Annotated in this window: 20 protein-coding genes; 11 read left to right on the forward strand and 9 right to left on the reverse strand. The window is 61.2% G+C overall.

What is annotated here, in order from left to right:
- The first annotated feature begins 1 nt into the window (after position 1).
- From DLM85_RS19425 to DLM85_RS19465, 9 genes are all read left to right on the forward strand, one after another.
- Entirely contained in the window at positions 2–1,483 is a 1,482-nt protein-coding gene (locus DLM85_RS19425) for a POTRA domain-containing protein (RefSeq protein ID WP_111479832.1), read from the forward strand.
- Positions 1,484–1,503: 20 nt separating this feature from the next.
- The gene (locus tag DLM85_RS19430) at positions 1,504–2,397 is read left to right on the forward strand and encodes an NAD kinase (RefSeq protein ID WP_111479833.1); all 894 of its coding nucleotides are present in this window, start codon (positions 1,504–1,506) and stop codon (positions 2,395–2,397) included.
- Positions 2,398–2,526: 129 nt separating this feature from the next.
- Positions 2,527–3,453, forward strand: a complete 927-nt coding sequence (locus DLM85_RS19435) for a DUF6089 family protein (RefSeq protein ID WP_111479834.1) — start codon at positions 2,527–2,529, stop codon at positions 3,451–3,453.
- 36 nt (positions 3,454–3,489) lie between these two features.
- Positions 3,490–4,233 carry a type IX secretion system protein PorG gene (porG, locus tag DLM85_RS19440; RefSeq protein ID WP_111479835.1) on the forward strand — a complete coding sequence of 248 codons (744 nt, stop codon included), beginning with the start codon at positions 3,490–3,492 and terminating at the stop codon, positions 4,231–4,233.
- Positions 4,234–4,300: 67 nt separating this feature from the next.
- Positions 4,301–5,047 (forward strand): isoprenyl transferase, encoded by a 747-nt coding sequence (locus DLM85_RS19445; RefSeq protein ID WP_111479836.1) that lies wholly within the window; start codon positions 4,301–4,303, stop codon positions 5,045–5,047.
- Between the two features lie 14 nt (positions 5,048–5,061).
- Positions 5,062–7,668, forward strand: coding sequence for an outer membrane protein assembly factor BamA (gene bamA, locus DLM85_RS19450; RefSeq protein WP_207891064.1), 2,607 nt, complete (start codon positions 5,062–5,064; stop codon positions 7,666–7,668).
- Positions 7,669–7,704: 36 nt separating this feature from the next.
- A complete protein-coding gene (locus DLM85_RS19455; protein ID WP_111479838.1) occupies positions 7,705–8,382 on the forward strand; it encodes an OmpH/Skp family outer membrane protein in 678 nt (225 codons plus the stop codon).
- Positions 8,383–8,421: 39 nt separating this feature from the next.
- On the forward strand, positions 8,422–9,096 hold the full coding sequence (locus DLM85_RS19460; protein WP_111479839.1) for an OmpH/Skp family outer membrane protein: 675 nt from the start codon (positions 8,422–8,424) through the stop codon (positions 9,094–9,096).
- 80 nt (positions 9,097–9,176) lie between these two features.
- Complete coding sequence (locus DLM85_RS19465; RefSeq protein WP_111479840.1) at positions 9,177–10,238, forward strand: RluA family pseudouridine synthase; 1,062 nt, start codon at positions 9,177–9,179, stop codon at positions 10,236–10,238.
- A 73-nt stretch (positions 10,239–10,311) separates the two neighbouring features.
- On the opposite strand, the gene DLM85_RS19470 is transcribed toward DLM85_RS19465, so the two are convergent.
- The 9 genes from DLM85_RS19470 to mazG all read right to left on the reverse strand — a co-directional run bounded on the left by DLM85_RS19470 (position 10,312) and on the right by mazG (position 18,489).
- Positions 10,312–11,931, reverse strand: a complete 1,620-nt coding sequence (locus DLM85_RS19470; protein ID WP_111479841.1) for a tetratricopeptide repeat protein — start codon at positions 11,929–11,931, stop codon at positions 10,312–10,314.
- A gap of 57 nt (positions 11,932–11,988) precedes the next feature.
- On the reverse strand, positions 11,989–12,969 hold the full coding sequence (locus tag DLM85_RS19475; RefSeq protein WP_111479842.1) for a PstS family phosphate ABC transporter substrate-binding protein: 981 nt from the start codon (positions 12,967–12,969) through the stop codon (positions 11,989–11,991).
- A complete protein-coding gene (locus DLM85_RS19480) occupies positions 12,956–13,207 on the reverse strand; it encodes a hypothetical protein (protein WP_111479843.1) in 252 nt (83 codons plus the stop codon). The genes DLM85_RS19475 and DLM85_RS19480 overlap by 14 nt, the downstream gene beginning before the upstream one ends.
- Positions 13,208–13,387: 180 nt before the next feature.
- Positions 13,388–14,227: an energy transducer TonB gene (locus DLM85_RS19485; protein ID WP_165822218.1), complete on the reverse strand. Its 840-nt coding sequence runs from the start codon at positions 14,225–14,227 to the stop codon at positions 13,388–13,390.
- A gap of 234 nt (positions 14,228–14,461) precedes the next feature.
- Complete coding sequence (locus DLM85_RS26235) at positions 14,462–15,289, reverse strand: energy transducer TonB (RefSeq protein ID WP_279387751.1); 828 nt, start codon at positions 15,287–15,289, stop codon at positions 14,462–14,464.
- Entirely contained in the window at positions 15,286–15,804 is a 519-nt protein-coding gene (locus DLM85_RS19495) for an ExbD/TolR family protein (RefSeq protein ID WP_111479846.1), read from the reverse strand. The genes DLM85_RS26235 and DLM85_RS19495 overlap by 4 nt, the downstream gene beginning before the upstream one ends.
- Before the next feature lie 6 nt (positions 15,805–15,810).
- On the reverse strand, positions 15,811–16,434 hold the full coding sequence (locus DLM85_RS19500; protein ID WP_111479847.1) for an ExbD/TolR family protein: 624 nt from the start codon (positions 16,432–16,434) through the stop codon (positions 15,811–15,813).
- Between the two features lie 57 nt (positions 16,435–16,491).
- Positions 16,492–17,385 carry a MotA/TolQ/ExbB proton channel family protein gene (locus tag DLM85_RS19505; protein ID WP_111479848.1) on the reverse strand — a complete coding sequence of 298 codons (894 nt, stop codon included), beginning with the start codon at positions 17,383–17,385 and terminating at the stop codon, positions 16,492–16,494.
- 270 nt (positions 17,386–17,655) lie between these two features.
- Positions 17,656–18,489, reverse strand: coding sequence for a nucleoside triphosphate pyrophosphohydrolase (gene mazG, locus DLM85_RS19510; RefSeq protein ID WP_111479849.1), 834 nt, complete (start codon positions 18,487–18,489; stop codon positions 17,656–17,658).
- Between the two features lie 108 nt (positions 18,490–18,597).
- Between mazG and glmM the strand changes: the two genes are divergently transcribed.
- Together glmM and DLM85_RS19520 are read left to right on the forward strand one after the other, a co-directional pair.
- Positions 18,598–19,992 carry a phosphoglucosamine mutase gene (gene glmM / locus DLM85_RS19515; RefSeq protein ID WP_111479850.1) on the forward strand — a complete coding sequence of 465 codons (1,395 nt, stop codon included), beginning with the start codon at positions 18,598–18,600 and terminating at the stop codon, positions 19,990–19,992.
- Positions 19,993–20,207: 215 nt separating this feature from the next.
- Complete coding sequence (locus DLM85_RS19520) at positions 20,208–21,371, forward strand: cysteine desulfurase family protein (protein WP_111479851.1); 1,164 nt, start codon at positions 20,208–20,210, stop codon at positions 21,369–21,371.
- Positions 21,372–21,393: the final 22 nt, after the last annotated feature.

Consider the following 21,393-nt stretch of genomic DNA (forward strand, 5'->3'; position numbering starts at 1 on the left):
GGTGCGCCTGGGCTTGCTCGTCGTGGGCCTATGGCTGACGGCGGTTTCGGTAGGGTGGGGACGGCCGGCCGAAGGCTGGGCGCGGAATAAAATTGCTTTATCAGCCCCGCCCGATACGCTGCGGCGGGCCAATCTGGACAGCCTGCTGCAAAGCCAGTGCGCCGGCTACGCCCGGGTGCGGATTCACCAGATCCTCTTCGTTGGCAACGAAGTCACCAAGGAGCGCGTGCTGCGGGCCGAGCTGGACATCCACGAAGGCGACACGCTGCCGGCCCCCGACGTGGCCAAGCGCCTGGAGCGCAACCGCCGCCGGTTGTTCAACCTGCAGCTGTTCAACCAGGTAAATCTGCAGCTCACCTGCCGCAACGGAGAAGTAATTGTGCTCTACAGCGTGCAGGAGCGGTGGTATACCTTCCCGGTGCCCATCTTCTCCCTGGCCGACCGCAACTTCCGCTCCTGGCTGGGCCGCCCCGACCGGTGGCGCCGCCTCGACTACGGCGTGCACGTGTCGCGCGCCAACTTCCGCGGCCGCAACGAGCAGCTCTACGGCAACCTGCAGCTGGGCTTCAACCGCAAGTACGAGCTGTTCTACATCCGGCCCATGCTCGGCCGGCACCGCCTCGGCCTCTCGGCCGGCGCCTCGCTCTACCAGGCCCGCGCCGTCGACTACACCACCCGCGGCGACGTGCTGCAGGCGTTTCGGGCCGATAACAGCTTCCCCATTCAGCGCTGGTACGTGACCGGCGGCCTGCGCTGGCGCCGCACCGTGCAGCGGCTCACCACGCTGGAGGCGTACTACTACCAGGAGCGCATCACCGATTCGGTGCGCCTGATCAATCCGGAGTATTTCCTCGGCGCCACCCGCCGAACCTACGTCGACCTGGTGCTGACCCGCACGCTCAACCAGCGCAACACCTTCGCCTACCCGCTGACCGGCTCGTTTTTGCAGGCCAGCCTCAGCCAGCGGGTGTTTCTGTCGTCGCCGAGCCCGCCCATCACCACCGCGCTGCTCACCTACGCCCGCTACTTCGACCTTGGCCGGGGCTTCTACTACACCGCCGGGGCCGAGGGCCGGCTGCGGCTCACCCAGCGCCTCGCCTACGCCGACAGCCGGGCCCTGGGCTACCGCCAGGCCCTGGTGCGCGGCTACGACGCCTACGTCGTCGACGGGCGCCACTACGGCGTGCTGCGGCAGGGCCTCACCCGGCGGGTGTTCGACGCCGGCCGCCTCAACCTTCCCATGCTCAACGACCCGCGCCTCGACCGGATTCCGCTGGTGCTCTACGCCAACGTTTTCGCCGATGCGGGCTTCGTGGCCGAGCGCACCGTGCCGGCTTCAAACCGTTTGCCCAACGAACTGTTAGCCAGCGCGGGTATCGGTCTGCACCTGGTTACGTACTACGACCGGGTCTTCACGCTGGAGTACACCCGCACTATTCACGGATTCGGTGGTTTCTTTGCCCGCACCGAGTTTCCCTTCTAATTTCTTCTGGCCTCCGGCGTATGCGCATTGCCATCCTGGGAAAACCCTTCGAAGCGGACATGGCGCCGCACCTGCAGCGCCTGTTCGATGACCTCGCGGCCCGGCAAGTCCAGGTATCCGTGGCCAGGTCGTTTCACGCGGCCCTGAGCCAGCAGCTGACGCTGCCCGACAACCTGCGCCTGTTCGACCGCGGCGACGACCTGCGCGGCACCGATTACGTGCTCAGCATCGGCGGCGACGGCACCCTGCTCGATACCGTCACCTACGTCGGCCGCCTGCAGATTCCCATCCTCGGCATCAATACCGGCCGGCTGGGGTTTCTCTCCACCGTCTCGCCCGACCAGATTCCGCCGGCCCTCGATGCCCTCTTCCGCGGGCACTTCACGCTGGAAAGCCGCAGCCTGATCCACGCCGACACCGACCCCGACGTGTTCGAGGGACTCGACTTCGGCCTCAACGAGTTTTCCATCCTGAAGCGCGACTCCTCGTCGATGATTGTGGTGCACACCTACATCGACGGCGAATATTTGAACTCCTACTGGGCCGATGGGCTAGTCGTCTCAACGCCAACGGGTTCGACCGGGTACTCGCTCAGCTGTGGCGGCCCCGTGATGCTGCCGCAGACGAACAATTTCATCATCGCACCCGTATGCCCCCACAATCTCAACGTGCGGCCGCTCATCGTACCCGACCGCAGCGTCATCTCCTTCGAGATTGAGGGCCGTAGCAACAACTTCCTGTTGTCGCTCGATTCTCGCTCCGTAACGGTGGACGCGGGCATTCAGGTCGCCGTGCGGCGCGAGGCGTTTGATGCCAAATTAATTAAGTTGAACCATGTAAATTTTCTGAGCACCTTGCGCAGCAAGCTTAACTGGGGGTTGGATCGGCGCAACCCTGCTGGATTTTCGGTATAAAGCATCGGATTTTTTCTATGATTTGTTTTTATAATTCCGAGGTCCTACTACTTTTGCTGGTAACTGCAACTTGCGTCCAGGCGCAAACCCCGCTTTCCTGAACTTTGATATCATAACTTTGCTCACAGTATGAAGAAACTCTTGACCCTCACCCTGACGCTGGTGCTGGCGCTGGTGCTAGTTGCCAACCAGGCGAGTGCCCAGCAGTTCAGCAAGCGGAAGCAGTATAACTCCGTTGGGCTGTCCCTGAACGCCATGAACTACTTTGGCGACGTTGTACCCAAGCCCAGCATCACCAGCCTGCGTTTCGCCGCTACGCGGCCGAACATTGGCCTGAGCTTCACCCGTCGCTTCGCCCCGCGGATTTCGGCCCGTGCCGCCCTCTCGTACGGCCGTATCACCGGCGACGACTTTAAAGCCGCTGACGACACCGATCCGGACGCCAAGTACCGCTACAACCGCAACATGAGCTTCCGCAACGACATCGTGGAATTCTCGGCGGTTGGTATCTTCGACCTGATCGAAAACCGTAACAACTACCTGAAGCGCCCCGACTTCGTTCCGTACGTATTCGCCGGCTTCGCCGTATACCACCACAACCCCAAGGGCCTGGTAGGCGCCAACGGTGTTAGCGGTGCCAACTTCGGCCTGAACGACGGTGACTGGATTGCCCTGCAGCCGCTGGGCACCGAAGGTCAGCGCACCAACGGCGAAGGCACGTACACGCTGTGGCAGTTTTCGATTCCTTTCGGCGGCGGTGTGCGCTACAAACTCAACAAAAGTTTCGACCTTGGCCTGGAAATCGGCTGGCGCAAGACCTTCACCGACTACCTGGATGACGTAAGCGGCAACTACTACGGCACGTCGAACCTCGACGCCGGTGCAGCCCGTTACTTCGGCGGCGGCAACGTTCGCAGCGACCGGGGCGAGTACAACAACTTCAATGCTCCCGGCAGCATGCGCGGCAAGAGCAATGAAAAGGACTGGTACATCGTTACGGGTCTTACGCTGAACTACATCCTCGCTCCGCGCATCAAGAGCCCCAAATTCCGTTAATCAGACGTTGGCTGCTGCCAACGCAGCCTTCACCTGATGACCAAGCAACTTCTCTTTAAAACGCTCCTGGTTGGCCTCGCGCCGGCTGGGAGCGTTTTTTTTGCCGCCAGTGCCGCCGCGCAGAACACCAGTGAAATCGGCCTTGGCCTCGGCGGGCTGAACTTCAAGGGCGACCTGGCCCCCGAATACCGCCTGCTGAACAACCGGCCGGCGGTATCGGCCTTTTACCGCAAGGATATTTCGGCGCCGGTAACGCTGCGCGGAACCGTAACCTACGGCTTGCTGCGCGCCAACGACGCCGACGTGAAAGGCGAAAACGGCAACCAGCTCCCGCTGGCGGCCCTGCGGCAAGCCAGCATGAAGGGCTCGATGCTGGATCTGGCCGGTACGCTCGAATACAACTTTTTCGATTACCACAACCGGCGCGACAAGCTGCACTTCACGCCCTACGTGTTCGTCGGGGCAGCGGGCTTTATGGCCTTCACCCGCACCACCGGGGCGCAGGCAGGCTTCGAGCAATCCGAAAATACCCTGGGCATTGCCATACCCGTCGGCATTGGAGCTAAGCTGGCCCTGTCGCGCCACTGGAACCTGGGGCTGGAAACCGGGGCCCGTAAGGCTATTACCGACCTGATAGACCACGTGAAGGAGCAGAGCCCGGCATTTGCCAACCGCTACGACCAGGATTGGTACTACTACACCGGGATTAGCGTGTCGTACACGTTCTATAAAATCAACTGCCCGGACCCCTACAAAGCGGATCCAAAACTGCTGCGCTAACGCACTCAGTCCCGGGCGTGTGCAACCATTTGCGTAACTTGCGGCCTCTTTTACGCAAATAGTTCGCATGTCTGCCCGCTCCGCCATTGACTCCGCTCGCATTCCTGCCCACGTGGCCGTCATCATGGACGGCAACGGACGCTGGGCCAAGAAACGTGGAGGACTGCGCATTTTCGGGCACCAAAGTGCCATTACGGCCGTTCGGGACACGGTGGAGGCGGCGGCCGAGCTGGGGGTGCAATACCTCACGCTTTACGCCTTTTCTACCGAAAACTGGGGCCGGCCCAAGCACGAGGTGATGGCGCTGATGCAACTGCTGGTGCACACCATCCGCCAGGAAACGCCGACGCTGCTCAAGAACAACATCCGCCTGCAGGCCATCGGCGACACCAGTCAGCTACCGGACGCCTGCCAGCGTGAGTTGGCCGAAGCCATGGAGCTAACGGCTGCCGGCAGCGGCACCACGCTGGTGCTGGCGCTGAGCTACAGCGGGCGGTGGGATCTGGCCCAGGCGGCGCGGCGGCTGGCCGAGGAGGTGGCCGCTGGCAACGTGCAACCCGCGGAAGTGGGGGAGGACCTGTTGGCGCGCTACCTGGCAACGGCGGGCATGCCCGACCCGGAACTGCTGATTCGCACCAGTGGAGAGCAGCGCATCAGCAACTTTTTGCTGTGGCAGCTGGCTTACACCGAACTATATATCACCGAGTTGCTGTGGCCGGACTTCCGGCGCGAGCATTTCTACGAAGCTGTACTGGCCTACCAGCGCCGGGAACGGCGTTTCGGCAAAACCAGTGAGCAACTGACCGTTTCGTAAGCTTTTTTTCTTCGATGAGTTCTTTCTTCCCACGGCTCCGCGGCACCATGCTGACGGGGCTGCTGCTGGGGCTGACGGCCGGTTCGCTCCGAGCCCAAACCACGCCGGCTGCCGCCCCTGGCCAGGAGCCGCGTTACGAAATCGGTGGCATCACCATTAGCGGCATCCGTTACCTCGACCCCAACACCATGATCGGGCTGACCGGCCTTAAAGTGGGCGACCCGGTGTCGTTGCCGGGGGAAGAAATCGGCCGCGCCATTCGCCGGCTCTGGGACCAGGGCATTCTAGGCGACGTGAATGTGGTCGTGGACCGCATCGAGGGCAACCGCGTGTTCCTGGACTTCCAGCTTAAGGAACGGCCGCGCCTCTCCAAAATCTACTTCACCAACATCGGCAAAAACCAGGCGGACGAGCTGCGCAACAAGATCAAGATTGTGCGCGGCAAGGTGGTGACCGATGCCCTCCTGAACAACACCCGGCAGGCAGTACGCAAGTACTACACCGATAAGGGGTTCATGAACGCCAAAATCAACATCACGCAGGAGCCCGACTCCACGCTGCCCAATAGCGTGGAGCTGGTTATCGACGTGAAGAAGGGCGACAAGGTGCGCATCGCCGACATCGACTTCATCGGCAACGTGGCCGTCAAGGACGGCAAGCTGAAGGGGCAGATGAAGAAAACCAAGGAGAAGAAGTCCTACAAGTTTCTCAACGCCGGCAAGTACAACAAGACCGAGTTCGAGGCCGACAAACAGAAGGTCATCGACTACTACAACGCCCACGGCTACCGCGACGCTATCATCACCAGCGACTCGCTCATTACCGTGCAGAGCGAGCATACCTACCGCTGGATCGGCAAGGAGAACGGCAAATTCGGCATCCACAAGCGCACCGAGCGCGAGGCCGACAAGCTGGCGCTGCGCATCTACGTGGACGAAGGGCCCAAGTACTACTTCCGCAACGTGCGCTGGGCCGGCAACTACCTCTACGACGACCGGACGCTGGCCTCGGTGCTGGGCATCAAGAAGGGCGACGTGTACAGCAAGGAGTCGCTGGACAAGCGCCTGAACTACAACCCCACGGGCCAGGATGTGACGTCGCTCTACATGAACGACGGTTACCTGTTCTTCCAGATCGATCCGGTGGAAACCCGCGTGGAGGGCGACTCCATCGACATCGAGATGCGCATCACCGAAGGGGTGCAGGCGCGCATCAAGGAGGTCAACATCGCCGGCAACACCAAGACCTCGGACCACGTGGTGCGGCGCGAGCTGCGCACCCTGCCGGGCGACAAGTTCAACCGCGAGCTGCTGATCCGCTCCCAGCGTGAAATTTCCTCGTTGGGCTACTTCGACCCGGAGAAAGTGGGCCTGAATCCGGTGCCCAACCCGGCCGACGGTACGGTGGACATCAACTACACGGTGTCGGAAAAGCCCTCGGACCAGATTACGCTGTCGGGCGGCTGGGGCGGCTACGCCGGCTTTATCGGCACGGTGGGCCTGGTGTTCAACAACTTCTCGCTGCGCAAAGCCGGCGACCTGCGCAACTGGAAACCGGTGCCGGGCGGCGACGGGCAGCGCCTCGCGCTGAACGTGCAGGCCAACGGGCTGCAGTACCAGTCGTACTCGCTGTCGTTTACGGAACCGTGGCTGGGCGGGCGCAAGCCCAACTCGCTGACGGTAAGTCTGAACCGCAGCATTCAGCGCTACTCGTCGAGCGGCACGCTGGACGCGGCTTCGCTGCGCTCGGGCAGCTACATCAAGGTGAACAGCGCCTCGGTGGGCCTGGGCCGCCGCCTGCGCTGGCCCGATGACTACTTCACCCTGAGCAACAGCCTCTCGGTGAGCCGCTACGACCTGAAGGACTACCCCTACATCGGGGGCTTCAACACGGGGCAGGCCAACAACATCACCTTCAACACCACGCTGGCCCGCAACAGCACCGACAACCCGACCTTTACCCGCCGTGGCTCGGCCCTGACCCTGTCGCTGAACCTGACGCCGCCTTATTCGGTGTTTAAGGGCGCGCACCCGAACGTGAACGAGTGGGTGGAATTCCACAAGTGGATGTTCGACGCCTCGTGGTTTACGCCCATGGGCAGCAAGCTGGTGCTGAACACGCGTGCGCACTTCGGCTTTATCGGCCGCTACAACAAGAGCCGGGCGTACGGCCCGTTTGAGCGCTTCAAGCTCGGCGGTTCGGGCCTGGGCTTCGGCGGCGCCTCCAACTTCATCGTGGGCACCGAATACATCGGTCTGCGCGGCTACGACGACCCGCAGGACGTGTTTGCCATTCCGACGGCCCGGCAGCAGGAAAGCGGCGGCATCGTGTACAACAAGTACGTGATGGAGCTGCGCTACCCGGTGTCGCTGAACCCGGCGGCTACGGTGTACGTGCTGAGCTTCGCCGAAGCCGGCAACGCCTTCGACAACTACAACCAGTACAATCCCTTCAAGGTGTACCGCTCGGCGGGCATCGGGGCGCGCGTGTTTATGTCGGCGTTCGGCCTGCTGGGCTTCGACTACGGCTACGGCTTCGACAACGTGCCGGTGCCGCTGGGCAGCACCCAGCGCCAGGACCACAGCAAGTTCCACTTCATCATCGGTCAGCAGATCCGCTAAGGCACCAAACAGCCGGTGGCCGGCGTTCAGTAGCATATGAGACGACTATTGTTTGCGCTGCCCCTGCTGTGGCTGGCGCTGCTGCCGGGCCGGGCCCGGGCCCAGAAGTTCGGCTACGTCGACACGGAGTTCATCATGAGCAAGATGCCGGCCTACGGGCAGGCCCAGCAGGAGCTGAACACCGCGTCGCAGAACTGGCAGAAGGAAGTGGAGGCCCAGAAAAAAGACCTCGACCGGCTGCACCGCACCTACCAGGCCGAGGAGGTGCTGCTGACCGAAACCATGAAGAAAAAGCGCCAGGACGAGATTCTGAAAAAAGAACAGGACGCCAAAGCCTACCAGAACAAGGTGTTCGGCTACGAAGGCCTGCTGTTCAAAAAGCGCCAGGAACTGACCAAGCCGATTCAGGACAAGGTATTCGAGGCGGTGGAGAAAGTGGCCAAGAAAAAGCAGCTGGCCATTGTATTCGACAAGGCCGGCGACCTGACCATGCTCTACACCAACCCGGCGCACGACTACACGGAATTTGTCTTGGAAGAATTGGGTTTAGCTTCTGAAGACCGCAACCAGCCCGGCCCGAAAGGGGCCGTGAAAACGGTTGCCACGCCCCAGACGCCCGCTGACTCGGAGTTTGGCGACGAAACCCCCGCCGCTACCAAGCCGGCCCCAACTACCAAGGGCCGCTCGACGGCCAAGCCCGGTACGCGGAACTAACTACCTTTGTGCATCTAACCCCCTGACCCCTCTCGCTCAATGACCCTGACCCGCAAGTTTCGCCTCGTGCTGGCCGCCGCGGCCCTGACGCTGACCGCCGCTCCCGCCGCCCTGGCCCAAACTGCTCCGGCTACCAACGCTGGTCCCCTCAAAATCGGCTACACCAACGTGGACTACGTGATTAGCCAGATGCCCGAGAGCAAGCAAATTGAGTCGCAGCTGAAAGACTACAGCACGCAGCTCAAAAACCAGCTGGACGCCAAAGTAGCCGACTACCGCAAGAAGGTGGACGCTTACCAGGCCCTGCCCCAGACCACCCCCGACGCCATCCGCGCCGACAAGGAAAAGGAGCTGCAGACCATGCAGCAGTCCATTCAGGAGTTTCAGCAGAGCGCCGAGCAGTCGGTGCAGCAGCGCCAGCAGACCCTGCTGAAGCCGGTGTACGACAAGCTGCAGAAGACCATCGACGTGGTGTCGGAAAAGAACGGCTACACCTACGTGTTCAACTCGGATGCCGGCTTCGGCACGACGCCCATCCTGCTGCACGGCCCGAAAGACGGCGACATCTCCGACATCGTGCTGAAGGAAATGGGCGTAACGCCCGGCCAGAACGCCGCCCCGGCCCCCTCGGCTGCGCCGAAAGCCGCTCCCGCCACGACGCCGGCCACCGCGCCGGCCGGTGGTGCAAGCAAAACCAAAGTGAAGAAGAAGTAATCCTTCGCGCCGATAACCCGAAAGCCGGGGCCTGCCAGCAGGCCCCGGCTTTCGTATGTTTGCGCGCCGGTGCCCGAGCCATGTTACACGACCTAGACCCCGATCTGCTGCCCGACGGCGCGTCCGGCCTCGCCGAGGAAGACGAGCTGTTTGAGCACCACCGCATTCAGGCCGACGCCCGGCAGGAACCCATGCGGCTGGATAAATTCCTGCTCAACCGCCTGCCCAACGTGTCGCGCACCAAGGTGCAGGCCGGCATCGAGGCCGAGGCGGTGCAGGTGAACGGCAAGCCCGCCAAATCCAGCTACAAAGTGAAGGCCGGCGACGTGGTGACCGTGGTGCTGCCCGAGCCGCCGCGTGAGGACAAGGTGGTGCCCGAGCAGATGGCGCTGGACATCCGCTACGAGGACGACCAGCTGCTGGTGGTGAACAAGCCCGCCGGCATGGTGGTGCACCCCGCCTACGGCAACTGGACGGGCACCCTGGTCAATGGCCTGGCCTGGCACCTGCACAACCTGCCCACCGGCCGCAACGGCGACATCCGGCCCGGCCTGGTGCACCGCATCGACAAGGACACTTCCGGGCTGCTGGTGGTGGGCAAGACGGAGTGGGCCATGACGCACCTCTCCAACCAGTTCTTCTACCATACCATCGAGCGGACGTACCTGGCGCTGGTGTGGGGCACGCCCAAGGAGGCCAGCGGCACCGTGCGCGGCAATATCGGCCGCCACCCCAAGGACCGGAAGCTGATGACCGTATTTCCGGAAGGCAGCGCCGAGGGCAAGCACGCCGTCACGCACTACAAAGTGCTGCAGAGCTTCGGCCCGGTGGCGCTGCTGCAGTGCAACCTCGAAACCGGCCGCACTCACCAGATCCGGGCGCACCTGAAGCACATCGGCCACCCGCTCTTCGCCGACGCAGCCTACGGCGGCGACAAAATCCTCTACGGGCAGCGCACCGGCTCCTACAAGAGCTTCGTCGAAAACACGTTTGAGGTGCTCAACCGGCAGGCCCTGCATGCCAAGTCGCTGGGCTTCGTGCACCCCACAACGGGCGCGCAGCTGCAACTGGAAGTGGAGTTGCCCGAGGATTTTCAGGCCGGCCTGGCGCGCTGGGAGCGGTACGCCACGCAGCCTGATTGACAACCCTTTGCTAAAACGCACAAAAAAGCCCGCTGCAGCAATGCAGCGGGCTTTTCTATACAGCGGAAGTCTCTTACTTCTTCGTGCCTTTAGCGGGAGCTTTAGCCGGCGCCTTGGTGGGGGCGCTGAGCTGCTTGATGGCGTCAGCCGCCTGCGCGTCGTCGGGCTTCACGGCTACGGCCTGCTGGTAGCTGCTCAGGGCCTGGGCCTTGTTGCCCGCGTTGTAGTAGTAGGCACCCAGATAGCGGTACGCTTCGGCCAAGCCGGCTTGGTTTTTGGCCGGATCAGCCTTGGCTACTTCGATGTACTTCTCGTAGTGCGGCTTGGCCAGCGCCTGTTTCAGCTCGGGGTCCAGGTTGGAATTGGCCTGAGCGCGCATTAGGTAGCCGGCGGTGTACGTCGGGCGAGCCGTAATAACGAGGTTCAGGAGGCTGTCGGCCTGGGCGTACTTCTTGTCGATGGTGTACACGTTGGCTAGGCGCACCTGGTCGGTCAGGGCCGGGGTGCCTTTCGACATTTTCTGCCGCAGCACCTTGGCCGCGTTGTTGTAGTCCTTCTTCAGGATGTAGGCTTGCACCAGGTCGTTCTGCAGATCCGCTGCCTTGTCGGGGTTGGCCGCAATGGCCTTCTCGATCAGGGTGATGCCTTCGTCGGCACGGCCGGCTTTAGCCAAGATCTTGCCCTGGTACACGTAGTCGTCGGTGATGCGCTTGTCGGCAGGCACCAGCGTGTTGTATTTCTCCACGGCGGCCAGGGCCTGGTCGTTCTGGTTGCTCTCGTACAGCGAGTAGGCCAGCAGACGATTCATGGTTACATTGTTGGGGTCTTTGGCCAACACTTCCTGAATCTGGGCAATGGCTTCCGGGTACTTCTTGCTGGTGTAGAGGAAGGCAGCGTACGTGGCCTGGGTCGACGTCGTCTTCTCCGCCATGTCCGTGTACTTCTTCATGTTCTCCACGGCCAGCTCGGGCTTGTCGGCGTAGTAGTACATGTTGGCCAGCTCGCGGTACACCGGGGCGTAGTTCGAGTTGATGCTGGTCACCTTGTTGAAGTTGGTCAGCGCCTCGCCGCCGTTGCGCGAGCGGAAGCTGAGCTCCCCCTTGCGGTAGTAGGCCCGCACGTAGCCGCCGTCGGCGCGCAGGGCGCGGTCGTAGGCGTTCATGGCGTCGCCGCCGCCGTTGTCGCGCTTGGCGTAGATGTCGCCCAGGTTCACCAGCCAGGCCGCGTCATCCTTCTTGTTGAGCTTGATGGCCTGGTTGATGGCGTCGATACCCTTCTGGTTATCCTTTACATCAGACTCGGCGTAGGCCTGACCGACGGCCGCGTAGATGTTGGCGTCCTTGCTCTTGGTGGCTTTGATGGCCGCGTCAAACTGCGCATCGGCTTCCATCTTCTTGCCTTGGGCCAGCAGCGCACGGCCCGACGAAACCATGGCCAGCGGGAACTTGGTGTCGCGCGAAGCCATGTTGAAGAAGTAAGCGGCCGAGTCAGCCTTTTCTTGCTTCAAGTACAAACGACCCAGCTCGTACGCCGCTTCCGGGTTCGACTGGTTGGGCAGCAGCTGACGCTTGGCTTCGCTGAAGCGTTCCAGCTCGATGGATTGACGAGCAGCCGGCATGTTCTGAGCAAACACGGCCGGGCCGGCGAGCGAAAAAGCAGCGAGGAGCGTGAGCTTCCAGGGCTTATTGGTCATGAGAAAAGGGTAAATGAGAAAATGGTGAGAGACAGTTTGCAGCAGGTGAGCAAAGACTTACTCCTTGTTGGCCTGCACCAGACGAACCTGCCCAACGGCCGGCATCAGTCCGGATTTCAGGAAAATCAGCTGACCCTGATTACCGGCTACGAAGGATGCAAACCCGGTGCCAAGTCCGGTGCGCGCCTCGCGGCTGATGACGTAGAGCTTGCGGCGCAACGGGTATTCCTGCGTCGCCAGATACGCTTGGTAGGGCTTCACGTAGTCGTCGGGCTTGCCGGGCGCCGTGACTTTGCTCTTGCCGATGGCCGCCACCTGAATCTTGCGCAGAAAGCTCTGCACCTTGGCGTCGTCCTGGTCGCTGATCCAATTAACACCGATTACGCCGATTGCGTTCGGATGCGTTGCAACGTAATCAATCAGCTTTGGGTTCGATTCGCTGGCAAACACCTCCTTGGCCAGGGCCGCCCCGCGCGTGACGGAGTCCTGCACGTAGCGGGTGGTGCTGGAGTTGTTCTGGTCGAACACCGGGCTGATCTTGCCCAGCGACGAGGCCTTGCCGCTGACCTGCTTCCACTGCGCCACCTGCCCGGTGAAAATGGCTTTCAGCTGCGCTAGCGTGAGCAGGGAGTCGGGATTGGAGGGGTGCAGGATGATGGCCACGCCGTCGGTGGCCACGTGCGTGAGGTGCGGCACAATGGTCTGGCGGTCAAACTCCGCCTGCTCCTCCGGCTTCAGCCCGCGGGCCACGATGACGGCCCGCACCTTATCCTCCAGCAGGTCGCGCATGGCTTCGCGCTCGGGCTTGTAGGCCGGCTGCACGTGCGCGTACTGGTAGAGTTTCTGAAACGTGTCGATGTGCGACTTCAGAATCGGCTCAAACGTGTTGTCGATGCTGACCTTGATGGTGCCGCTGGTGGGCGTGTCATTGTCCGCGTCGGGCGTGGTGGATTTGTTGCCGTTGCAACCAGCCAACAGGGCTATGCTCAGGGCCAGGGCGGCCCCCAGGGCGCGCGGAGTGACTTTAGAAAGCGTCATGTCTTTTGCGGAAATGCTGGCGGAACGCGCGGACAAATCTAATTAATCCGTACAGGATGAAGAGGCCACCTACAATGCGCCGCGTGGTCGGCGTGAGGTGAAACACGCCGGGCGGCGCCGCAATCAGAAAGGTGCCCAGCCCCACGTACACCACGGCCATCAGCATGGTGAAGTAACGCGAAGTGGACTGTTGGCCGCGGCGGTTGTTGATACGCTCGTCAGCGTTGGTATTGAGCATGGCTGTCAGTGTTAAGGCAGCAACACGGGCTGCTATTTCCTAACGCGTAAAAGTAGAAGGTTTGTTCGCTGTATTACGGAGCGACAATGTTTTCGGGTAAGGAAAAAAGCTAAAAGCCCGTTTGAGCGCAACGCTCAAACGGGCTTTCTAGTGTGCAGAGTGCAACTAAAGCCGATCTGCCTAATTGCCAATCCGGAAGGTGATGGGCAGCGTGTAGCGCACGGCCACCGGATGACCATTCTGAATGCCCGGCTCCCAGGCCGGCATCTTCCGCACCACGCGCAGCGCCTCTTCATCAGTGCCGAAGCCCAGCCCTTTCAGCACCTGCACGTCCACGATTTCGCCCGTGGCGCTGACGGTGAAGGACACAAACACCTTTCCCTCAATCTGCTCCCGCAGCGCCTGCGCCGGATAGCGCATGTTGCGCCGCAGAAAGTCCAGCATGGCCGCGTCCCCGCCCGCAAACTTGGGCATAAACTGGGCCGTCAGAAACACGTCGGAAGAAGCCGGGGCAGCCGGAGTACTCAGGTCCAGCGTGCCCGGGCCGTTGCCGGAGCCCGCGTTCGGATCAGCCAAGCCGTCGGGGGAAATGTCGCCCGTGCCCGTGGTGGTAACCGGGCCCAGCAGGGCATCGGCCGGCGGCGTAGTCGTGTGCACCTGCGGCTTGGCTTGCTCGTCCGGCACCACGCGCGTGGCCAGGGCTTCCATTGGCACTTTCGCGGCCGGCGCCGGGGCCGGCGGGGCAATCGGCTTTGCCTCCTCTATGGGCTTGAAAATAGTGCCCGGGTCGGTCAGCTCGACTTCGGATACCACGGGTGGCATCTGCACCGCGGGCTTGCTAAACAAACGGGTAATGCCGGGCACGGCAGCCAGCAGCGCAAACAGCAGCAAGGCCAGCCCAACGGCCCGGCGTACGTGCGTGGGATAAGACTGGCGCAGGTCAAAGGCGCCGTAGGCCTTGTTGCGGCCTTCGAAGACGATTTCGTCCAGCGTGCTGGGGCGAAGCTGTAAGGGAGTCATGGCGGTGAATGAGGTGAAGTGAATGATAGAACTACCAGGCATTTGGTCTGACCTCAACACCGCTCTAGCTACTCCTCCAGTCTGACCTTCAGCCAGAAAACGGCGTGCACGGCGCGGTTGGTATATCCGCTAATCGGAAAAATTACAGCTAGCCGGACAAAGCAAAACCCCGAACCAGGCCGGAGCCTGATTCGGGGTTTTAAAGGGGCCTGACGCGGTCGTCAGGTAAGCGGCTTACTTGATGGTGAACGTCACCGGAACGGTGTACGATACGCTCACGGCACGGCCGTTCTGCTTACCCGGCGCCCAGGCCGGCATCTTGCTGATAACGCGAACTGCTTCTTCGTCGCAGCCGGCACCGATGCCTTTGGTTACCGTCACGTTCGAGATTTGCCCATCCGGGCCTACCACGAAGTTTACGAACACCTTGCCTTCCACTTGGTTGCGCAGGGCCAGAGCCGGGTACTTGATGTTTTTACCCAAGTACTGCATCAGGCCTTCCATGCCACCGGGAGGGGTCGGCATCTGCTCCACGTAGGTGTAGACCTTCTGTTCTACTACCTCCGCTACGGCTTCGCCTTTGCCTTCGTCGAGGCCGCTCAGGTCAACAGCTGCCAGGTTGTTGGTGTTGCCTTCAACCGTTTTGGTAGCCACTACTTTGTCTTCGAGTTCCTTCTGATCGGGAATCTCCTCGACTTTGCGAACCTCTTCGTCCTTCTTCACCACGGGCGGGGTAAAGCGCACCGTCGAAAGCTTGGGAGGAGGGGGCGGCGGGGCCGTGGGGGGCGGCGGCGGGGGCGGCGGCTGGTTTTCCAGGGGCGGCGCCTCCAGGGTCACATCAACCTCGATCTTGTCTTTGGTCGCGTCCTTCTTCGGCGTGAGCATACTGGCGATAACCGGCCCGAAGATCAGCAGCGTGAAGAAGATGATGGCAACCAGAAAAGCGCGCGTGATGTGCTTGCCGTACAGCTTGCGCAGTACATAGGCACCGTAGGCTTTGTTGCGGCCTTCAAAGATGATGTCGTTGAAGGAAGCCCGGGCCAATTGAGCATTGTCCATCATAGGCCAGAGGTGGTTATAAGGTTCTCATCATCCTTCGTGATGTCCACCAGGGCGTATTTCTGCTGCCCGGTAATGGTCATCTCGTCCAGAATATCCACCATGTTCTTGTAGTTGGCTTTGTCGTCGGCCTTGATCAGCACCACCGTAGAGGGGCGCCGGGCGCGGCGGTTCACCAGAACCTGGCGGATACCATCGGCTGAGTAAGTGCTCAGCTGCAGCTGCGGCTTTTCACTAACCAAGCCCTCGTAGTAGTAGAGCTTGTTGTTTTCGCCCAGCAGCACCGTGAAAGCGTCGGAGGCTTTCAGTTCCTGTTGTTCGTCTTCCGGCTTCGGCTTCACCGGCATCGAAATCTGCATCACCTTGGGCTTTGCAAACGTCGTGGTCAGCATGAAGAAGGTGAGCAGGAGGAAGGCCAAGTCCACCATCGGGGTCATGTCGATTTTGGTCGACATTTTCTTGGCCCGCTTCTTACCACCTTTGCCTCCGCCGGAGTCTTTCTGTTGTATTTCGGCCATGGCTACTTAGTTGCTGGCAACCGGCTTGGTCTCCAGGTCGGTGACGAGATAGAAACGGTTGAGGTTCTTCTCCTGCAGAATCTTGATGACTTTCTTCACCGTCGGAACATCAGCCAGCCCGTCGCCTTTGATGGCAATGTAGGGGGCGGTGTTCAGGACGCTAATGTTGGCACTCCGCGCCGCCATTACCCACTCAGCCAGCTGATTATTCAGCGAGTCGGTCGGGATGCCCGGCTGTTTGAAGGCTTTGCGCTGCTCGGCCGGCAGGTTCACGAAACCCTTGATCTGCTGGGCTTCAAGACCAAAATCGGGCAGCAGCGAAAACTGCTTCTTCTCTTTGTCGGAGAAGCTCTGGCCATATTTAGCCCCGACGGTTTCAAGCGCCTTCAGCTTTACCGGCTGCGAGTCCGAGCTGAAGAATACGCGCTTGTCCTTGTCGATGGTAATGGTCAGTACGCCCTTATCGGGCAGCGACTTTTCCGAAATCGAGGACGGAGTGTCCACCACCACGGCCGTGTCTTCCGTGGGCGTAGCGGTGAGCATGAAGAAGGTCACCAGCAAGAAGGCCAAGTCTACCATCGGAGTCATGTCCAACGATGGTGACACTCGGTGAGGTTTTACTTTCGGCATTTCTGGCTAGTTCAGAAGGTTCTTTGATTCAGTAACGTACGAGGTGCAGCGTTTAGTTTACGCTACCGCACCGTTTTGTACGCCGTTGTCGCCGTGCTGAGCGGCGAAGGTCTGAATGATGGAGAACCCGGCCTCGTCGATGCTGTAGGTCAGCTCGTCGATTTTGCTGGTGAAGAAGTTGTAGGCGATGATGGCAATGGCCGAGGTCAAGATACCCAGAGCCGTGTTGATCAGAGCTTCCGAGATACCGTTGGCCAGACCCACAGCGTCCGGAGCACCGGCGTTAGCCAGAGCGGCGAAGGCGTTGATCATACCGAATACGGTACCGAGCAGACCAACCAGCGTAGCAACCGAAGCCAGGGTCGAGATGATAACCAGGTTCTTTTCCAGCATCGGCAGTTCCAGGGCGGTCGATTCCTCGATTTCCTTCTGGATAGCCAGGATCTTCTGGTCTTTGTCCATGCCCCGCTCGCGGGCCATTTCCTGGTACTTCAGCAGGCCCGACTTCACCACGTTGGCTACCGAGCCCTTCTGCTGGTCGCAGGTGGCAATGGCGCCGGTGATGTCGTTCACGTTCAGCTTCTGGCGCACGGTACGTACGAAGCTCTCGATGCTCTTCGAACCTTTGGCGCGGCTGATGGTGAGGTAGCGCTCAATCGAGAACGTAATCACAATCAGGAACATCGACATCAGGATCGGCACGATAACACCGCCCTTGTACACGATGCCGAGGTAATCACCGGGCATGGGGTTGTTGTGGTTGTTGCCGCCTTGGAAGTGGCTACCGTCACCCATGACGAATTTCCACACCACGTAGCTAACGACGAGAGCCAGCGGAATCACGATAGCGGCCAGTGCCGAACCGCCTTTGGCTTCGCCAGTCTTCGGCGCTGCGGGAGCGGCAGGCCGGGGAGCCGTAGCCGGCTTGTTCGGGACATTCTTTTGTTCCATTGTTCCGGAGATTAAGAAAGGGTTGGTTGGTGAAAAAGGTTGACTTGTGGTTGGAAAGTGGTTTATAAAAACCGAAAGGCCTAAGACGGCGGAGCCCCGCTCACCCTCACAAATTGGCCAGGGAAAAGAAGCCAAATCTGTGGGTCTGCTCGTGTGCGGGGCCTTCGTCCGTAGTAGGTCTATCCTTGGCAAACCTAAACAAAAGGCTTGGCGCCGCCAAATTAAAAGGAGGCCTAAAGCGTTTAAAACGGCATTAGCCCCGAAAAAAGGCTATTTCGTGGAGTTTGATTCAGGACCAGTTACGGGCAAGTGTTTGGCGGCGTTCCAGTATTGATCCATCTCGGCCAGCGTCAGGTCGGCAAGGCGCCGGCCGGAGCGGGTTACTTCGGTTTCCAGATAGCGGAAGCGGTGGATAAACTTCCGGTTAGTTTGCTCCAAGGCTTCTTCGGGGTTGATGCCGGCGAAGCGGGCAAAATTGACGAGCGAAAACAGCAGGTCGCCAAACTCGGCGGCGGCCCGGGCGGGGTCTACCACGTCGCCGTCGCGGAACTCGGCCCCGAATTCGGCCAGCTCCTCCTGCACTTTCGCCCACACTTGCGCCTTTTCCTCCCAATCGAAGCCGGCCCCGCGCGCTTTTTCCTGAATACGCATGGCTTTCACCAGAGCCGGCAGCGAAACTGGTACGCCGCCCAGCACGGAATCGTTGCCCTTCTCTTTGAGTTTCAACTGCTCCCAGTTGCGCTTCACGTCTTCTTCGTCGGCCACCTGCACGTCGCCGTAAATGTGCGGGTGGCGGTGAATGAGCTTGTCGCACTGGGCGTTGAGCACGTCGGCAACGTCGAAGCGGCCCTGCTCGCTGGCAATTTTGGCGTAGAACGTGAGGTGCAGCATCACGTCGCCGAGCTCCTTTTGCACGTCGGCAAGGTCCTCGCGCAGGATGGCGTCGGCCAGCTCGTAGGTTTCCTCGATGGTGAGGTGGCGCAGGCTCTGTATGGTCTGCTTCCGGTCCCAGGGACACTCGGCCCGCAGGCGGTCCAGTACGTCGAGCAGACGGCCGAAGGCCGCGAGTTGGGCGGGGCGGCGGTCGGGGGTGTTGTACTCCATTGTCTCAAATATACGGCGCAAGCTAAAAACGAATGGAGTGAGTAGTCACGTAGTAGGCGGGGCGGGGGGGATTCGCTACTTTTGCCGCCTGAAAAACCGACATTTCTTGTGGCACTGATCAAATCCATCTCGGGCATCCGGGGCACCATCGGCGGCCGGGCGGGCGACGCTCTCACCCCCATCGACGTGGTCAAGTTCACGGCTGCCTTCGGCACCTGGGCGCTGGCCCATTCCCAACACCGCACCATCGTAGTCGGCCGCGACGCGCGCCTGTCCGGTGACATGGTTAACAAGCTGGTTATCGGCACGCTGCAGGGGCTGGGCATCGATGTTATCGACCTGGGCCTGTCGACCACGCCGACCGTGGAAATGGCCGTGCCGGCGCGCAAAGCGGCGGGCGGTATCATCCTGACGGCCTCGCACAACCCCAAGCAGTGGAACGCGCTGAAGCTGCTCAATGAGAAGGGTGAATTCATTTCCGACGCCGACGGCAAGCACGTGCTGGAGCTGGCCGAGCAGGAAGCCTTCGATTTCGCGCAGGTAACCAAGCTGGGGCAGGTAACGACCGATAACGCGGCGCTGAAAAAGCACATCAAGGCCATTCTGGCGCTGCCGCTGGTGGACGTGGAAGCCATCAAGGCCAAGAATTTCCGGGTGGTAGTTGACGCCGTCAACTCGTCGGGCGGCTTTGCCGTGCCGCAGCTGCTGGAGGCCCTGGGCGTGACGACCATCGAGAAGCTGTACTGCGAGCCGACCGGCGACTTTGCCCACAACCCCGAGCCGCTGCCCGAAAACCTGCGCGACATTGCCAAGGTGCTGGAAAAAGGCTCGTTTGACCTCGGTATTGTGGTCGACCCGGACGTGGACCGCCTGGCCCTTATCAACGAGGACGGCACCATGTTCGGCGAGGAATACACCCTGGTGGCGGTGGCCGACTACGTGCTCGGGCAGCTGGGCGGCGGCAACACCGTGAGCAACCTGAGCAGCACCCGCGCCCTGCGCGACGTGACCGAGAAGCACGGCGGCTCGTACGCCGCGGCCGCGGTGGGCGAGGTGAACGTGGTGACCAAGATGAAGGAAACCAACACCGTTATCGGTGGCGAGGGCAACGGCGGCATCATCTACCCCGAGCTGCACTACGGCCGCGACGCCTTGGTCGGTATTGCGCTGTTTCTGACGCACCTGGCCAAATCGGGCAAGACGATGACGCGCCTGCGGGCCTCGTACCCGAGCTATTTCATCTCGAAAAACAAGATCGAGTTGACGCCGGACATCGATACCGACCTGGTGCTGGCGCAGATGGAAAAGCGCTACGCCAAGCAGCCGGTGAATACCATCGACGGAGTGAAAATCGAGTTCGACAAGGAGTGGGTGCACCTGCGCAAGTCGAACACCGAGCCGATTATCCGCATCTACGCCGAGTCGGATTCCAACGCCACGGCCGACCACCTGGCCCAGAAAATCATCGGGGACATCAAGGAAATCATTTCGGCCAAGGGCTAAATCATCGGTTCCGCTGATTGGTCGGTTTCGTAGTTGATAGCCCTAATTGTTGCGCAGCGCCTCGGTCATTTGGCCGAGGCGCTGCTTGTTTTTAGCCAATATTATCGTTTCATGAAGGCCGGCGCCGGTGCTGCCGGAGCGGCCGCTCGGCGGGGAGTACGCGGGACAATATGCAATCCGTTATTTTTGCAATCCACCCCTGAACGTGCCTGCGCATGACGTCCACCCACGCTACGCCTTCGGTTTACTTCGACAACGCCGCCACCACGCCCCTCGACCCGGAGGTGCTGGACGCCATGATGCCGTTTCTGACGGAGCATTTCGGCAACCCCAGCAGCATCCACGGCCACGGCCGGAAGGTGCGCGCCGCCATCGAAAACGCCCGCAAGACCATTGCCCACCTGATTGGCGCCGCGCCGGCCGAAATCAGCTTTACCTCGGGCGGCACCGAAGCCGACAACTACGCCGCCTTCGGCTCGATCCGGACGCTGGGGCTGAAGCACGCCGTTACTTCCAAGCTGGAGCACCACGCGGTGCTGCACACCCTGGAAGCGCTGCAGAAGGCGGGCGAGATTGAGCTGAGCTTCGTGCGTTTCGACGAGCAGGGCAAGCTGGATCTGGAGCACCTCGACGAGTTGCTGGGCACGCACACGCGCTCCTTCGTGAGCCTGATGCACGCCAACAACGAAATCGGGAACCTGAACGACATCGAGGCCATCGGGCGGCTTTGTCGGGCGCACGGGGCCATCTTCCACACCGACACGGTGCAGACGATGGGCCACTACCGCCACAACGTGCAGCAGCTGCAGAACCACTTCCTGGTGGGCTCGGCGCACAAGTTTCACGGGCCGAAGGGCTCGGGCTTCCTCTACACGCAGTCGGGCCTGCAGGTGCAGCCGCTGATTCACGGCGGGGCGCAGGAGCGCAACGTGCGCGCCGGCACCGAAAACGTGTACGGCATCGTGGGCTTGGCCAAGGCGCTGGAAATTGCCTACCGCGACATGGACCAGCACCACCGCCACATCCAGGGGCTGAAGGACCGGTTTATCGAAAAGCTGCGGGCCGAAATCGACGACGTGCAGTTCAATGGCCTCTCGGCCGACGCCGACCAAAGCCTGTACACGGTACTCAACGTGAGCTTGCCGCCCTCGGAGCTGAATGAAATGCTGCTCTTCAACCTCGACATCAACCACGTGTCGGCCTCGGGCGGCTCGGCCTGCACCAGCGGCTCCAACATCGGCTCGCACGTGCTCACGGCCCTGGGCTGCGACCCGCAGCGCGGCGCCATCCGCTTCTCGATGAGCAAGTACAACACGGCCGACGAAGTGGACTACGCCGTGGAGCAACTGGCCAAGATGTACCGCAAGGTGCCGGCGTAGAGTGGTAGATAGTAGGCAGACC

This window comes from Hymenobacter edaphi (genome assembly GCF_003258365.1).
Lineage (GTDB): Bacteria > Bacteroidota > Bacteroidia > Cytophagales > Hymenobacteraceae > Solirubrum > Solirubrum edaphi.

What these genes read in the sequence shown, in the direction of transcription:
- DLM85_RS19430 (WP_111479833.1), top strand. Translation starts at nt 1,504, where the DNA reads ATGCGCATTGCCATCCTGGGAAAACCCTTCGAAGCGGACATGGCGCCG.
- DLM85_RS19435 (WP_111479834.1), top strand. Translation starts at nt 2,527, where the DNA reads ATGAAGAAACTCTTGACCCTCACCCTGACGCTGGTGCTGGCGCTGGTG.
- porG (WP_111479835.1), top strand. Translation starts at nt 3,490, where the DNA reads ATGACCAAGCAACTTCTCTTTAAAACGCTCCTGGTTGGCCTCGCGCCG.
- DLM85_RS19445 (WP_111479836.1), top strand. Translation starts at nt 4,301, where the DNA reads ATGTCTGCCCGCTCCGCCATTGACTCCGCTCGCATTCCTGCCCACGTG.
- bamA (WP_207891064.1), top strand. Translation starts at nt 5,062, where the DNA reads ATGAGTTCTTTCTTCCCACGGCTCCGCGGCACCATGCTGACGGGGCTG.
- DLM85_RS19455 (WP_111479838.1), top strand. Translation starts at nt 7,705, where the DNA reads ATGAGACGACTATTGTTTGCGCTGCCCCTGCTGTGGCTGGCGCTGCTG.
- DLM85_RS19460 (WP_111479839.1), top strand. Translation starts at nt 8,422, where the DNA reads ATGACCCTGACCCGCAAGTTTCGCCTCGTGCTGGCCGCCGCGGCCCTG.
- DLM85_RS19465 (WP_111479840.1), top strand. Translation starts at nt 9,177, where the DNA reads ATGTTACACGACCTAGACCCCGATCTGCTGCCCGACGGCGCGTCCGGC.
- DLM85_RS19470 (WP_111479841.1), bottom strand. Translation starts at nt 11,931, where the DNA reads ATGACCAATAAGCCCTGGAAGCTCACGCTCCTCGCTGCTTTTTCGCTC.
- DLM85_RS19475 (WP_111479842.1), bottom strand. Translation starts at nt 12,969, where the DNA reads ATGACGCTTTCTAAAGTCACTCCGCGCGCCCTGGGGGCCGCCCTGGCC.
- DLM85_RS19480 (WP_111479843.1), bottom strand. Translation starts at nt 13,207, where the DNA reads ATGCTCAATACCAACGCTGACGAGCGTATCAACAACCGCCGCGGCCAA.
- DLM85_RS19485 (WP_165822218.1), bottom strand. Translation starts at nt 14,227, where the DNA reads ATGACTCCCTTACAGCTTCGCCCCAGCACGCTGGACGAAATCGTCTTC.
- DLM85_RS26235 (WP_279387751.1), bottom strand. Translation starts at nt 15,289, where the DNA reads ATGATGGACAATGCTCAATTGGCCCGGGCTTCCTTCAACGACATCATC.
- DLM85_RS19495 (WP_111479846.1), bottom strand. Translation starts at nt 15,804, where the DNA reads ATGGCCGAAATACAACAGAAAGACTCCGGCGGAGGCAAAGGTGGTAAG.
- DLM85_RS19500 (WP_111479847.1), bottom strand. Translation starts at nt 16,434, where the DNA reads ATGCCGAAAGTAAAACCTCACCGAGTGTCACCATCGTTGGACATGACT.
- DLM85_RS19505 (WP_111479848.1), bottom strand. Translation starts at nt 17,385, where the DNA reads ATGGAACAAAAGAATGTCCCGAACAAGCCGGCTACGGCTCCCCGGCCT.
- mazG (WP_111479849.1), bottom strand. Translation starts at nt 18,489, where the DNA reads ATGGAGTACAACACCCCCGACCGCCGCCCCGCCCAACTCGCGGCCTTC.
- DLM85_RS19520 (WP_111479851.1), top strand. Translation starts at nt 20,208, where the DNA reads ATGACGTCCACCCACGCTACGCCTTCGGTTTACTTCGACAACGCCGCC.